Source organism: Frankia sp. Cppng1_Ct_nod, assembly GCF_920656135.1.
Classification (GTDB): domain Bacteria; phylum Actinomycetota; class Actinomycetes; order Frankiales; family Frankiaceae; genus Protofrankia; species Protofrankia meridionalis.
In genome coordinates, this window is the sequence record NZ_CAKKTK010000091.1 from 1 (window position 1) to 13,041 (window position 13,041).

General features: G+C 67.4%; 17 protein-coding genes and 4 pseudogenes. 9 read left to right on the top strand and 12 right to left on the bottom strand.

The features are described from left to right. Positions 1-18 precede the first annotated feature (18 nt). Positions 19-435: a hypothetical protein gene (locus NBW77_RS22595; RefSeq protein ID WP_349817051.1), complete on the bottom strand. Its 417-nt coding sequence runs from the start codon at positions 433-435 to the stop codon at positions 19-21. Between NBW77_RS22595 and NBW77_RS19315 the strand changes: the two genes are divergently transcribed. Together NBW77_RS19315 and NBW77_RS19320 are read left to right on the top strand one after the other, a co-directional pair. Continuing rightward, on the top strand, positions 365-526 hold the full coding sequence (locus NBW77_RS19315; RefSeq protein ID WP_242605805.1) for a hypothetical protein: 162 nt from the start codon (positions 365-367) through the stop codon (positions 524-526). The two genes, NBW77_RS22595 and NBW77_RS19315, sit on opposite strands and share 71 nt — an antisense overlap. 185 nt (positions 527-711) lie before the next feature. Then, a complete protein-coding gene (locus NBW77_RS19320; protein WP_131746650.1) occupies positions 712-1,050 on the top strand; it encodes a hypothetical protein in 339 nt (112 codons plus the stop codon). A 45-nt stretch (positions 1,051-1,095) separates the two neighbouring features. On the opposite strand, the gene NBW77_RS19325 is transcribed toward NBW77_RS19320, so the two are convergent. Next, positions 1,096-1,566, bottom strand: a complete 471-nt coding sequence (locus NBW77_RS19325) for a MarR family winged helix-turn-helix transcriptional regulator (RefSeq protein ID WP_131746649.1) — start codon at positions 1,564-1,566, stop codon at positions 1,096-1,098. A gap of 54 nt (positions 1,567-1,620) precedes the next feature. Between NBW77_RS19325 and NBW77_RS19330 the strand changes: the two genes are divergently transcribed. After that, positions 1,621-1,995: a cupin domain-containing protein gene (locus NBW77_RS19330; protein WP_250280113.1), complete on the top strand. Its 375-nt coding sequence runs from the start codon at positions 1,621-1,623 to the stop codon at positions 1,993-1,995. A 57-nt stretch (positions 1,996-2,052) separates the two neighbouring features. Here NBW77_RS19330 and NBW77_RS19335 read toward each other — a convergent pair. From NBW77_RS19335 to NBW77_RS19350, 4 genes and pseudogenes are all read right to left on the bottom strand, one after another. Further along, positions 2,053-2,258: pseudogene (locus NBW77_RS19335) on the bottom strand (flavodoxin); the annotation flags it as partial. An 87-nt stretch (positions 2,259-2,345) separates the two neighbouring features. Continuing rightward, positions 2,346-3,932, bottom strand: a complete 1,587-nt coding sequence (locus tag NBW77_RS19340) for an ATP-binding protein (RefSeq protein ID WP_250280114.1) — start codon at positions 3,930-3,932, stop codon at positions 2,346-2,348. 274 nt (positions 3,933-4,206) lie between these two features. Continuing rightward, a pseudogene (locus NBW77_RS19345) lies at positions 4,207-4,643 on the bottom strand (flavodoxin family protein); the annotation flags it as partial. A 99-nt stretch (positions 4,644-4,742) separates the two neighbouring features. Beyond that, positions 4,743-5,210, bottom strand: a complete 468-nt coding sequence (locus NBW77_RS19350) for a hypothetical protein (RefSeq protein ID WP_131746648.1) — start codon at positions 5,208-5,210, stop codon at positions 4,743-4,745. 368 nt (positions 5,211-5,578) lie between these two features. Here NBW77_RS19350 and NBW77_RS19355 point away from each other — a divergent pair, with 368 nt between their 5' ends. Both NBW77_RS19355 and NBW77_RS19360 read left to right on the top strand, forming a co-directional pair. After that, positions 5,579-6,028, top strand: coding sequence for a hypothetical protein (locus tag NBW77_RS19355; RefSeq protein ID WP_175324694.1), 450 nt, complete (start codon positions 5,579-5,581; stop codon positions 6,026-6,028). A 181-nt stretch (positions 6,029-6,209) separates the two neighbouring features. Beyond that, a pseudogene (locus tag NBW77_RS19360) lies at positions 6,210-6,401 on the top strand (ISAzo13 family transposase); the annotation flags it as partial. A 296-nt stretch (positions 6,402-6,697) separates the two neighbouring features. Here NBW77_RS19360 and NBW77_RS19365 read toward each other — a convergent pair. Further along, positions 6,698-7,438: an IS5 family transposase gene (locus tag NBW77_RS19365; RefSeq protein ID WP_207386986.1), complete on the bottom strand. Its 741-nt coding sequence runs from the start codon at positions 7,436-7,438 to the stop codon at positions 6,698-6,700. A 342-nt stretch (positions 7,439-7,780) separates the two neighbouring features. Between NBW77_RS19365 and NBW77_RS19370 the strand changes: the two genes are divergently transcribed. The 3 genes from NBW77_RS19370 to NBW77_RS19380 are packed head-to-tail and all read left to right on the top strand — an operon-like array spanning position 7,781 to position 9,236. Continuing rightward, positions 7,781-8,065 (top strand): type II toxin-antitoxin system Phd/YefM family antitoxin, encoded by a 285-nt coding sequence (locus NBW77_RS19370; protein ID WP_131746685.1) that lies wholly within the window; start codon positions 7,781-7,783, stop codon positions 8,063-8,065. Next, a complete protein-coding gene (locus tag NBW77_RS19375) occupies positions 8,062-8,346 on the top strand; it encodes a type II toxin-antitoxin system RelE family toxin (protein ID WP_131746647.1) in 285 nt (94 codons plus the stop codon). The genes NBW77_RS19370 and NBW77_RS19375 overlap by 4 nt, the downstream gene beginning before the upstream one ends. A 14-nt stretch (positions 8,347-8,360) precedes the next feature. Beyond that, complete coding sequence (locus tag NBW77_RS19380) at positions 8,361-9,236, top strand: WD40 repeat domain-containing protein (protein ID WP_131746646.1); 876 nt, start codon at positions 8,361-8,363, stop codon at positions 9,234-9,236. Here NBW77_RS19380 and NBW77_RS19385 read toward each other — a convergent pair. The 3 genes and pseudogenes from NBW77_RS19385 to NBW77_RS19395 form a co-directional block, all read right to left on the bottom strand. Next, positions 9,215-9,478 (bottom strand): annotated as a pseudogene (locus tag NBW77_RS19385) (flavodoxin). The gene NBW77_RS19380 and the pseudogene NBW77_RS19385 sit on opposite strands and share 22 nt — an antisense overlap. Positions 9,479-9,549: 71 nt before the next feature. Next, complete coding sequence (locus NBW77_RS19390; RefSeq protein WP_131746684.1) at positions 9,550-10,011, bottom strand: flavodoxin family protein; 462 nt, start codon at positions 10,009-10,011, stop codon at positions 9,550-9,552. A gap of 194 nt (positions 10,012-10,205) precedes the next feature. Further along, the gene (locus NBW77_RS19395; RefSeq protein WP_131746645.1) at positions 10,206-11,177 is read right to left on the bottom strand and encodes a helix-turn-helix transcriptional regulator; all 972 of its coding nucleotides are present in this window, start codon (positions 11,175-11,177) and stop codon (positions 10,206-10,208) included. A gap of 54 nt (positions 11,178-11,231) precedes the next feature. Here NBW77_RS19395 and NBW77_RS19400 point away from each other — a divergent pair, with 54 nt between their 5' ends. Next, positions 11,232-11,966, top strand: a complete 735-nt coding sequence (locus NBW77_RS19400) for an alpha/beta fold hydrolase (RefSeq protein WP_131746644.1) — start codon at positions 11,232-11,234, stop codon at positions 11,964-11,966. A 241-nt stretch (positions 11,967-12,207) separates the two neighbouring features. Here NBW77_RS19400 and NBW77_RS19405 read toward each other — a convergent pair whose 3' ends face one another. Further along, on the bottom strand, positions 12,208-12,612 hold the full coding sequence (locus NBW77_RS19405) for a type II toxin-antitoxin system VapC family toxin (RefSeq protein WP_131746643.1): 405 nt from the start codon (positions 12,610-12,612) through the stop codon (positions 12,208-12,210). Continuing rightward, positions 12,609-12,842, bottom strand: a complete 234-nt coding sequence (locus NBW77_RS19410) for an AbrB/MazE/SpoVT family DNA-binding domain-containing protein (protein ID WP_131746642.1) — start codon at positions 12,840-12,842, stop codon at positions 12,609-12,611. The genes NBW77_RS19405 and NBW77_RS19410 overlap by 4 nt, the downstream gene beginning before the upstream one ends. Between the last annotated feature and the right edge of the window lie 199 nt (positions 12,843-13,041).

Sequence of the window (13,041 nt, forward strand, 5' to 3'; positions counted from 1 at the left end):
ATAGCGGCGCGCCTTGGCCTAGATAGCCGGTCTTCTCGTCGATGCTGACCAGCACGGTTCCCGGCGGCGGGTCCAGGTAGAGGCGGCAGGCCGCGCCGGCCTGGGCCCAGAACGCCTGGTCGTCGGCGCGGTTGAGCCAGCCACGCACCCGGTGCGGTCGCACGGCCGCCTCGGTGAGCACGCGGCCGACCGTGGCCGGCGAGACCTGCAGGCCGCGGGCGGCCGGTGGCGGGCGATCGTGACGTGCGACCAGCACGACTCCCCCTGCGGCGGGACACCGGTCGCGGTCGCCAGCACCGCCAGGCGTGCGGACGGCCCGTGCACCGGCGGCCGCCCCGACCGAGGCTGATCGAAGATCCCCGGGATGCCGCGTACCGCGAACCGGTCCCCCCACGTGCGGGCCGTGGTCACCGAGCAGCCCACCTGCGCGGCGATCCGCGCCAGTGGGATCTCCTCCGCCGCCGCGAGCACGATCCTCGCGCGCGTCACCAGACGCTGCTCGCTGCTACCCGCGGCAATGATCTAGTTGAGCTTGCGGCGCCGTTTGAGGGTCACCCGCACCCCCACCGGCCGGGCACGTCCCGCCATCCTCGTCTCCCCGAACCGCGGCGGTCCCCGTCCTCACCGGGCCGCGGGCCGGCGAGGTGCCACGGGGACCTCCAAGCGCCGCGGCCACCCCGCAACCGCCCCGGGCAGGCGACACTGACGGACATGCCGGTAGCGCCCAAGCGCCTCAAGGACCTCGTCGAGGGCACGGTCGACCACCACCCGTCGATCACCCACCCGGCCCTGCAGAAGATCACCATCCGCTGGCGCGGCTCGTACGGCCACCTCGACGCCTGGGCAGGACAGGGCGACGACAACGACGAGCGGATCCCCCTGTGCCGCCTCGAGTACCTCGGCGACAAGGACAACTGGGCGTTCGCGATCTACGACCCGGCCGGCGAAACCTACACCGACGCCGTCCTCACCACCGGCCAGCGCACCGGGCACCCGAACGACGCCCACGACACCGCCGCCCTCGCCCACCTCACCGACTACCTGGAGTAACAGACAGGCATGCGTCAGCCAGGCAGGAACTTCTGCGGCGCTGCACTAGGTACCCAGCCAGCCTAGGACGTCGGTGCGCAGCGAGTCGGTCGACGCCAGCGCGGCGAGCGAGTCAAGCAGCCGCGCCAGGCTGGTTTCTCCCAATTGCTCGACCCACCGGGCACGCAGCGCCTGGAAGATGTCGGCGGACGCCGTAATCAGGTCGCCACCACGCGCCGTCGGCCTGACCATCCTGCTGCGGGCGTCAGCAGGGTCGTCGACGCGCTCGACATAGCCCAGGCGCTCAAGGGCCTGGACGTGCTTGGCTGCCGCCTGCTTGCTGACACCCAGCCTTCTGGCCAGCTCGGACGCGGACGCGCCATCCGGCCCCAACGCCTGCAGCGCGAAGGCGTGGACCGGCCGCGCGTCGGGATGACCGACGGTCGCGAGACCAGCATGCAGGTCGTCGATGACGGTCCGGAAGGCGGCCAGCAGACGGACCGGGAGCTCGTAGCCGGCGGGTTCACTTGACGACATCGACAACCCGGTTGACTATATCGACAACCACATTGTCTATTATAGGGATCGACCATGACCGTCGTCCGCAGCGCCGACGCGCGCCGCACCACCACCCCCAACGCAACGATGACCACCTTCGCCTCACCGACCCAGGGCGGCGCCGCAAGCGCGATGTGGCGGGTGGACATGGCCACTGGCGCGAAGGGACCCGTCCACAGCTTCGACGTGGAGCAGATCTGGACCGTGCTCGACGGCGCGGCCACCATCGACATCGCCGACCACTCCCACTCCGTGGCCACCGGAGACACCGTCATTCTCCCGGCCGGCGTCCCGCGTCAGATCCACGCCGACCCGAACCTCGGGTTCGCCGCCGTGGTGGCCGCGCCAGCCGGCGCGCGCGCCCGACCGATCGACGGCGACGAGGTGGTCCCCGCATGGATCGCCTGAGCGTGAGTTCCAGGGCGCATCACGAGCGCAGTATGACGTCCCCGAGTGGCCGCGGACCTACATCGCAAGGCTCGCGGCCGTCGTCGCGCCGAGGTCACCGACGACGGTGACAGGGTCACGCAGACGCTTCCAGCGCAGCCGGTCGCGATCGACTCCACCGCCCGGACCGCTCCCGCCGTGTCGTTGTTTCCATGCACGTACAGGGCGCACGGACGACCCACCTTAGCGTCAAGACACGGATAGCAGAAAGTATCGCAAAAGTGTGGTCAACAAGGGTGTTGGATCCGTCTTGAGGCTGGCCGCCGTACGGCTCCCGGCTCCCGCCAACGGCCCCGCCGGGCGGTGGATTCCTATCCGCGGAAGACGGTAATGGCGCGGCCGGCGGGGCTGGTGGCGGTGGTGATGCCGGTGCGTTCGTGGATGGGGGGCGCGGCGGGTCGGCGGTCGAAGAGGGCGAGGGTGCCGGTGTCGAGGCCGAGGCGGTCGAGGTAGCCGTCGAGCTGGGCCAGTCCGGCGTCGAGCGGGTCGGCGTCGTGGGCGCCGCGGACCTTGATCTCGAAAGCCTCTCGCTGCTCGGCGCGGGTGCCGTCCGGGCCGGGGTAGGGCCAGCGGACAAGAATGTCGAGCCTGCCTCGACCAACAGCCTCTTCCGGCTGCACCGAGCCCCCACCATTGACGATGCGCTGCAGATAGGCATGGACCAGCAGGTGTGGCGCCGCTTCGTGGTAGATCTGTTGGGACACGAGCCTGTCGCCGTACTGCTTCCAGAACTCCGCGAACTCCGTCAGCAGACGCGTGAAGTCCATCCGGCCATCCGGACGTACATAGGCGCGTGGGCGCGGGGCATCGGTGATGAAGCCAAACACGTCGTCGGTGAGGACCCGGACGATGATCTCGTTGTAGATCGGGTTCGCGGCCCGCACCGGTGCGTCGGGAGCAAGCAGGCCCAGGTCGCGGACGTACCGCAGGTCATCACGGTTCGGCTTCGTGGTTGGCAGCAGACCAGTGATCACGGGCTCGATAATCGCGCGCACACGCGGGTCGTTCAGCTTGTCGACCAGCGAGTCGAAGTGGATCGCCCAGGCGAGCACAAGTCGCTTCCTCGCCTCGTCGATGTGGTCGGTCGTGACCGGTGTGGAGGCGGGCACCGCCATCTTGCGGACGATTTCGTTCGCCAGCGCGTTGACCAGCCACGGCTGCCCACCGGTCAACTCGAAGGCCAGTTCAACCGCCTCGGGAGCGAACTTCTGCCCTGTGTCAGCGGTGTGCTGGCCGTAGAGGTCGCGGACCTCGTCACGGGTGAAGTTTCCCAGGCGCAGCGACTCCACGATGATGTTGAAAGGGCTCGGCCCCCCAAGCCTGGTGGCGTTGCCACCGGCCGCGGTCTTGTAATCACGGAGGTCGCGCAGGCCGCACAACGCCACTGAGGTGGGAAAGTGCGCGGGCCTGTTGTTCGCGCCGGCGCGAAGCTGGCTGAGGAAGCTGACGAGGCTGCGGCCCTCCAACGCGTCGATCTCATCGAGGAACAGCACCACCGGCCGCGGGCAGGCCTCCGACCATGCTTGCAGAGCACTGCCCAGCAGTGCCCCGTCCGGCGCCTCCGGCCACAGAGGCGGGCAGAGTTCTGACGGCAGGAAGACCCTCGCGTCCGCGCGCACCCGGTTGAGGATCGCGCGGGTCGCCTCACCGACGTCATCGGGCCACGGCCGCCCGGGCTCACACGACGTCAGCAGCGCCGCGAACTGGCCGCCAGCCGTCAACTCCTGGGCAAGCGCCCGCAACGTGGTCGTCTTCCCCGTCTGCCGCGGCGCATGGACCACGAAGTAGCCCTCCTGCTCGACCAGCCCGAAGACCTCTGGCAGCCGCGCGGAGGACGAGATCATGTAGTGCTTGCTGGGCACGCACGGCCCAGCGATGTTGAACCAGCGAGCCACCACGCCACCGCCCTCCACGGCCACGGAGCACGGAGCACGGAGCACGGAGCACGGAGCACGGAGCACGGACCGATCATCGCCACTCTACGGACCACCACCGTCAGCGGCCGCCCGCGCACCGGCTCCGAAGGCCAACAGCCGCGGTCATGTTCTCTGCCGACCCGCCACGCGGATGGGCCGCCGTTACCACACGTCGCGGCCGGCGACGAGGCCAGCCCGTCATCGGACCCAGTACTCGACGCCTCAGCCCGCCATCAACGACGCGGCTACGGCGGCCGGTGGCCCCCAGGTTCCAGCAGGCCTCCCGCGCGGCGGCGTCAACCTCGCCGATCACCGCGAGCGGCTCGCGCAGGCGCTTGCGCTTCAGCCCCGTCGCAATGGTCTCGACGCTGCGGAGGTCGCCAGTCGTGTCGCTGTTGCCATGCACGTACAGGGCGTACGGCCGGCCGACGGTCGCCTTGAGACACGGATAGTAGATCTGGTCGAAAAAGTGTTTCAAAGCCCTGACATGTAGCCGATGTTGGCCGGCGTCCCGAGCAGGTAGCCGTCGGCGGCAAGCACATCAATCGCGGTGGCCGCCAAGGCTGGGCGCATCACGACTTCCACGCCCTCGATCGCCTCATCCCTGGCACCGGCGAGCACTGCCTCCAACATCGTCTGCATGGACGGCGACGGGGTATGGTGGACGATCAACAGCTTCGGCATCGACGCCATGGTAGTGGCCCGACCACCCATCGCACCGCCCTCACAACGCCGCACCGGCGCTGCCCAGTTGCTGGACTCGGATCAGCGGCGCGGCAGGCTACCCGGCGGTTAGAGCCGCCGTAATGTTTCGGCGTCGAGCCACAATACGTACAGCTGCCTGCCGTCTGAGTGCAGCTGTACGGGCAGCGGCGTGCCGTCGGGCTCCGTGGGCGTGTACCACTGCCCTCTGGGCAGCCTGCCCGTGTCCAGCGACGTATTCGTCCCGCGCGGCGTCAACGTCAGGAAGAGAACGGTGTACAGGAGTTGGACGTAAAACGATCTTGGAAAGGTGTCGAGGAACTGTGGATGGTATTCGTACGCGAAGGGCTCGAGGAGGAACACCTGCCCCACCGGCTGGGTCGGCGGGACGGCCGACGCGGAGGAGCCGATGGTGCCGTCAGCGTCGGCGGCAGTCGACAGTATTTCGTCGATGACGCGCGCCTGGTCCTGCCCGGACCCACCACATGCTAGGCAGGAAAACTTTCCCTGAATGCAACCGAAACTGCTACACGGAATCTGTTCGGAGTAGTACTCCACCGACCCATCCCATCGGGTGCGGGTGCCGTTTTGATTGTGATAACCGTAACCCTGACACGCGGAGCAGGTAACTTTTCCGACGCCGGAACATGTCATGCATTGGTTGGTCGCCATGGCAGCCTCCCGAGACGTATCGGTCTCCATGCTCCTGCGGAACTGACGTTCTTTCGCAATGTACCTCCGCGGTCGCGGCCAGGGCTGCAGGGCGTAATGCAGAGTCCCGTTTCCGCAGGTCAGGCACCATGTTCGGGCGGTGGGGCGGATCCGGACGCAACGTGTCCGGGGCTGGCACTGGCGCAGGGCGCGCGGTGGGGTGAGCCCGAAGAGCACGGCCGTCTGTCACGTTGCGTAGAACATCGCAGTGGCGGGTGGGCGGGACTGCCACACCAACCGAGGAGCGCACCCACGGCCGGCACGAGAAACGCACGATCCAGCTCGCCAGGGCCGGCGAGGCGGTCCGCGCCCGCTACCCGCACGCCCGCACCGTCGCAAGGGTCCGCCACCACGTCACGCGCACCGTCACGAAGGGCCAGGGAAAGCGGCGGGTCACGAAGAAGATCCCAACTGTGGTCACCGTCTATGTGATCACCAGCCTGGCGCTCGAGACTAGGGTTCACTGGGTCCGGGATATGACGTTCCGTGAGGACACTTCCAAAGTCCGGACCGGCCCCCCGCCCCGCGTCATGGCCACGCTCCGTAACTTCGCAATCGGGCTGATCCGTCTCGCGGGCTACACCAGAATCGGTCCCACCATCCGCAAGATCCGACGCGACACCGCCCTACTCCTGACCGTCCTCGGCCTCAAAGACCCGGCCTGACCAGCATCAACAACTTTGCAGCACGCCCTGGCCAAGCTCACCCGCCCACACTCCGCATCCACACACTCAACCCCCGTACATCATGATCAACTTATGCTACGAGTCTGCCGGAAAATAACCCGTAGGTTCCGATGATGGGGCATGATCCTCTGGTAGGGGCGAGGTTGCGGTCACTCGGGAGCTGCTCGCGGCGAAGTTCGAGACGATCTTTCCGCATCTCGACGAGCGGCAGCGACGGCTGCTGATGGCCGCGGAGGCGCGGGCGTTCGGGCGTGGCGGGATCCGGCCGGTGGCCGCCGCTGCGGGTGTCCGGGAAGCCACGGTGTCGGTGGGTGTCGACGAGCTGGACGCGGGCGGGGAGCCGTTGGGCCGGGCCACAGGAACACCTTTTCCATGGCACCGGGCGTGCGCTGGTACTCCCGAAGGCGGTCCTGCGCCCAGAAGCGGCGGGTCGCCTCCTTGTCCCACGCCACGCAGGGCAGCCCAGCCCGACGGAAGAAATCGGGGATCTGGTAGCCCTTGCGGTAGAGCGGACCCTCATCTCCACAGATCAACTCCGCGATCCCCATGAGGATCTCGTCGTCGAAGGACTTCATGGGCGTCTCGGTTCTTCGTGGTCAAGGCACGGCTCCGAGCTGGGAGCGTGCGGACAGTGGTGTCGTGACCACGCTACCGACCAGAACCGATACTCAGCCGGCCGCGCAACAGGCTGTTGGGCGAGTGGCCAGCCAAAACGACCTCTTGCGCAAGATCAGTCACGTCTGTCATATCTGGCACAGGGTTCGCGCTACTTCTGGTCGCAAAAGTAGCGCGAATGGCGGCGCGTAGGGCCGCGAGCACGCGGTGCGCGCCGTCGCGGTCCTGGATGGTCGCGGGCGTCACGACGACGGCGAGCAGCAGGCCGAGCGTGTCGGTGGCGATGTGCCGTTTGCGGCCTTTGGTCTTCTTGCCCGCGTCGTAGCCGGCGGTCGAGGAGGGCACGGTTTCGGCGGCGCGCACGGTCTGGGAGTCCACGATCGCGGCGGTCGGCAGCGGCTGGCGTCCGGCGTAGACGCGGACCAGGTCGCGCAGGGCGTCGTGGACCCGCGGCCACACGTCTGCCTGTGTCCAGCGGCGGAAGATGTCGTAGACGGTCATGGCGGGCGGTAAGTCACGGGGAAGCTGACGCCAGGCGATCCCGCCGCGGACGACGTAGAAGATCGCGTCGAGGGTGGTCCGGCGCGGGTGCTTCTCCGGCCGGCCGCCCTTACCAGCGGTGTTGCCCGGTGGCGGCGGCAGCGGTTCCAGGACGGCCCACTGGGCGTCGGTCATCGACGACGTCGGGTAGAACGGGCACGGCGTTGGTGTGGTGGATGCCGCACGGCGGTGGGCCGGGCATGACGGACACAGGCAGATCGGGGACACTGGCACGTGGGCTCCTGGCGGACCGGTTGGCGTCGAGAACCACCAGTCCTACCGGGAGCCCGCCTACTTTCGATCAAGAAACACCCATCGCCCGCACAGTTCTCAGACGCACTCTAAGTGGCTGACCGGCACTCGGAGGGTGATGAGCAGGAAGCGCCTCGACCGCCCGGTGTCGACACCAGCACCAGCGGCCACCGATGCCCGGCACGCCACCCTTGGCCTCCTCGTCCCGCTCCTGACCGACCGTCGCCATTGCCCCGTCAACGAAGGCGCACACTGGGTGATCAACTCGGCCCCAGGCGGCCACCAGCGCAACCAGAATAGCGACCGGTCCATATAATGGCCTTCATGGAGACCATACCGATCACGGAGGCGAAGGCCCGGATCGCCGAACTGGCGGAGCGGGTCGCACGAGAGCATGATCACTTCACGATCACCCGCAACGGACGGGCGGACGTCATGCTGATCTCCGTTGCCGAGTATGAGTCGATGCGCGAGACCCTCGACCTTCTGTCGGACGGCGAGGCTCTCGCGGATCTGCGGCAGTCGAGGGACGACTTCGCCACGGGCGACACCTTCGCCCTGGACGAGGTCGTGGCCGAACTGAACGAGCGGCGGGCCAGGGACGAGTGACGGCCGCCAGCGACGCGCCCTACGAGGTCGCGCTGTCGCGCAGAGCACGGAGAAACCTCCACGAGGACCTGCCCCTGGAGGTCGCGGCCGCCGCACTGGAGACGATCCAGCGAGCGATCGCCATAAATCCCCACCGAGTCGGAAAGCCGTTGGACGAGCCCTTCGATGGCTTCTACTCGGCGCGCAGAGGAACCTACCGCATCATCTATCGGATCGACGCGGCCAAGCATCTTGTAGAGATCCACTCCATCCGGCATCGGCGGGACGTCTATCACCTGTAATCACTGAGGAGCAATTGCGCTTCGCCTCGGCCTCCGCACGTCGAGATCGCGCTGCCGTCGCGCAGGCACGGAGAAACCTCCACGAGGACCTGCCCCTGGAGGTCGCGGCCGCCGCCCTGAAGAAGACCAGCGAACGATCGCCAGGTCGGGAAACTCGCGGCGACCGTCGCCCCCAACTCCCGGCGGGCGCCGTGGTCGCGGCGCTGGTCGCGTCGCTCCTCCTGTGGCGAGTAGTCGCGGGCGACGGTGCGACGACCGACCGGGCGGCACTCTCACGGCGACTTGCGGTCGCCGCCTCCGGCGCGGCGAAGAACAATGCGGAACTCGCCCGCCGGCTGGCCGTCGCCGCCTATCGCACCGCGCCCACCACCGAGGCCCGCGCCGGCGTGTTGCGGTTGTTCGCCTCCACCGACCGTCCCCTGACCACCTTCGAGGGCCACGGAGACACCGTCAGGCACGTCATCTTCAGCCCGGACGGAAAACTGCTCGCTTCCGGAGAAGATAGCGGCGCCATCTGCCTGTGGGACGCCGCTGCTCGCGGTCAGGCCGCACCGGTGGCCGCCTTTCTTGGTCACGTGGGCAGCCCAAACGGCAAGCTCCTCGCGACCGGCAGCAGAGACAAGACCGCCAAGCTCTGGGACACCAGCGTCCGCGGCACGATCTTCCAGCCGCTCGCCACCTTTGCCGGCCATTCGGCGTGGCTTTCCAGTCTCGCCATCAACCCTGCGGGCACGCTTCTTGCCACCAGCAGCGACGACAAGAAGGTGATGCTGTGGAATCTCGACGCGGCACGTCTGGCGGCAGACGCCTGCGCTGCCGGCCATCGACTCACCCGCGACGAGTGGACAACCACCGTCCCCAACACGTCCTATCTCCCGCCTTGCCCCTGATACGCCGCGAACGTGGCGACGAGTTCCCAGCGGGCCTCGCGTGCAGCGGCCTCCACCTCGCCGACGATCGCAGCGGCTCCCACAAGCGCTTCCACCTCAGCCCGGTGGCGATGGTCTCGACTCCGCAGACCTCTCCGGTCGTGTCTAGAGTTCCCGTGCACGTACACGGCATATGGCCGACCGGCGGTGGCATCGAGTCCGGAGTAGTAGATCCGGTCAGAAAGGAACCGACCCCTGGTCACGGGAACGATGCTCCCCGTAACCCCATCTGGCCGAAATGGATGCCCGGCCCACGAGGCGGGACGCCGGTCGGCTACGGCATCAAGCTCGCAGCGACCGTCGCCCCCAACTCCCAGCACGCCTCTCGATCTTTCGCGTCCGGGGTACCGAGCACCGTCACCGGCTCGCGCAACCGCTTCCACTTCAAGCCCGTGGCGATGGTCTCCACGCTGCGGATCGCGCCCGTGGTATCGGAGCCACCGTGGACATACAGGGCGTAGGGGCGACCTACCGTCGCCTCCAAACAGGGGTAATAGGCTTGATCGAAGAAATGCTTCATGGCGCCGCTCATATAGCCGATGTTCGCCGTCGTGCCCAAAAGATAACCATCAGCCGCCAGCACATCTGAGGCGGAAGCCGACAGCGCCGGGCGCACCTCCACTGCCACGCCCTCGATAGCCTCATCACGGGCACCGGATAAGACGGACTCTAGTATCGCCTGCATCGTGGGCGACGGTGTGTGGTGGACTACTAGGAGCGTGGGCACAACCGATATTCTAGCGCGCGGTTTCCAGGCGATCATCTCGCTTATGTCACCGAAATGACCTATGCCTCGCGATGGGGACTCCGATCTACTCCCGTTACAGACGTTCGCTCTGGTCTACACGGAGAAAACACGCCGCCCTGGACCCGCGTGGACCCGCGTGGACCCGCGTGGACCCGCGTGGACCCGCGTGGACCCGGCCAGATTCATCTTCCGAAGGGGCGGGACGCCACGGCGGCCTTGAGTCGATCGGCGAGGGCGGCGACTTCCGCACGTAGGGCGTCGGGCTTGTCGATGGTAAAGGACCAGCCGAGTCCGGCGAGCATCTGGGCCATACCGTCGAGCCTTTCGACTCGGGCTTTCAACAAGACCCCGTCGGACCGTTCGGTCAGTATGCCGATGGTTGGTGGCAGCCGTCGTTTCGCCTCGTCGGGCGTGGTGTGTAGTACCACGGCGACCTCATGCTTCCAGTCCACGGCCGCTATTCCCGCCAGCACGTGTTCGGCGGGGTCGAAGCCAGACGGTACGTCGTAACTGCCGTCAGCAGGACGGACCTGGGCGATGCGGTCGAGTCGGAATGTGCGGACCTCACCTCGGAGATGGTCACGCCCCGTCACGTACCAGCGGCCAGCATGGAAGACGAGCCCATACGCGTCGAGCGAGCGTTGACCGCTGCGCCCATCCCATGCGGTGTAGTCAATGGTGACGGTGCGCCGCTGGTGGGCGGCTTCGGCGAGTTCAAGCAGGACGGGTGCCCCGGGCGGAACACCTACTCGGCTGGGCGCGGTGAACCATGTGGTGGACAGCAACGAGCCCAAGCGGTTCGCCAGTGCGCCCGGCAGGACGCGTTGCAACTTCGCCATCGCGCTATCGGCCGCGGCGACCTCGGTGGTCAGCAGCCCGGAGCGACGGCCGGCAGTGAGGCCGAGCATGACCGCGATCGCCTCGTCGTCGGTCAGCATGAGTGGCGGGAGCTTGTAGCTACGCGCCAGCCGGTAGCCGCCGTAGCGGCCGCGACGGGCCTCAATCGGGATGCCGAGGTCGGCAAGGTGCTCGGCGTAACGGCGCACGGTCCGCTCATCGACGCCGAGACGCTCAGCGAGCTCACCGACCGTGTGCTGGCCGCCAGCCTGCAACAACCCGAGCAGAGCGAGCACGCGCGCCGTGGGCCGGGCCAAGATTCTCCGCCAATCCGGTCGGATGTTGTCCGATATCAACTCTACGTTGACCACATGGCGGCCTACGTACTCGTTCCCGGATTCTGGCTCGGCGCATGGGCCTGGCGCCCCGTTGCCCAACCACTGCGTGAGCGCGGGCACAATGTGCATCCGGTCTCCCTGACCGGCATGGCCGAGCGGGCCGGTCAGGCGCGGCCCGATACCGACCTGGAAACCCACATCAACGACGTGGTGAACCTGCTGGCCTCGCGGGACCTTCACGACGTGATCCTCGTCGGACACAGCTACGCCGGCCTGGTGATCACCGGTGCCGCCGACCGGCTCCCCGAGCGCATTGAGCAACTCGTCTACCTCGACACCGGCCCTCTGCCCGACGGCATGTCGCAAAACGAATTCGCACCGCCCGAGCAGCAGACGACCAATGCGGAACTCGTCGCGAACTACGGGGACGGCTGGCAGCTACCGCCGCCCCCGTGGGCGACGCTCGCCGCCCCCGTCCCCGACGTCGACGAAGCGGCCATTGAAGCGCTCACCACCAACTCGGTCCCGCAGCCTTGGGCGACCGCCACCTCACCAGCACGGCTGACCGGCAGGTGGGAAAAGCTGCCCCGACTGGCGATCCTCTGCACCTTCACGACCGAACAGGTCCGCGCCATGGCGGCAACCGTGCCGGCCTTCCGGCACATGGCCGGCGACATCTGGCGGTACGCCGAGCTACCTACCTGGCACTGGCCAATGTTCAGCCGCCCCGCCGAGCTCGCCGAGATCCTTGACGGTGCCACCCGGTAGGTCTCGCATCGGCTCAGCGGTTTCCCGGCGAACGCACCGAGGTTTTGGTCGAAGAAGTTGCGCCAAGGTAGATGCGTGAACTGGTAACGCCACGTCATCAGGGAGCGGCCATGGTGGCTCCAAGCTCCCGCATGACCTGAAACGGGACCGCCGCTGCGCCCGCATACCCATCAGGGCCACGGAGGTAGCCGCGCCGAACTCCCAGCAGGCTTCGCAGCGGCCGCGTCCGGAGCGCCGAACATCAAGGTGCGATCAGCTCGACCTTCGGAAAGTACGTCCGGTACCGGACGGCGTCGCGAGTAAGCAGCCGATAGCCGGCGACGGCGGCGTGTGCGCCGATCAAGAAGTCGGGGAGGGGCGACGTCCTTGTCCCACCCCGTCGGCGGTAGTGCGTATAGGTCTTGCCGGCAAGGAAGGCCGCCGGGTACGGAAGGCTGTCTCGTCGAAACAGCTCTGGCCGGAGCGTGTCATCGAGATCCTCAATCCGCGGATAGCGGACGGAGACCTCCGCGTAGATCACCGGATTGATTACGAGCTGCGCCTCATCCGCGGCCGCCGCGACCGCTGCGGCGGACCAATCGCCCCACCGGGGATCGTCACCAAGCAGGTCGAGCAGCACGTTGCTGTCAACCAGGACGGAAGTCATTCGCCGCGGGTAAGCGCCATGATCTCATCGGTGGACATGCCCGGCGGAGCCGTGCCGCGAAGTCGGCGCACAATGCGCTGGCCGCGCCCATCGCCCCGACCTGGCTCCACGCGCACGATATGGACGCCGTCGTCATCGAAAATGATCTTTATCTCACTGCCCGGGAGGAGGCCGGCCTTCTCTCGGATCTCTACCGGGATCGTCACCTGACCCTTGGATGTGATCCGCATCGACGCCTCCTACTTCTCAAAGTAAGAGTATTACACTGCCCGCTAGGGCGCGTATCGGGTTGTGATCGATCTGTGGGGTTCGTTCGTGTGGCAGGTCTGATCGGGTAGACCGTCGTGTATGACGCGGACGCAACTGACAGACGAGGAGTGGGAGTTCATCGAGCCCTACCTGCCGATCGGCAGGTTCGGCCCGTACCCG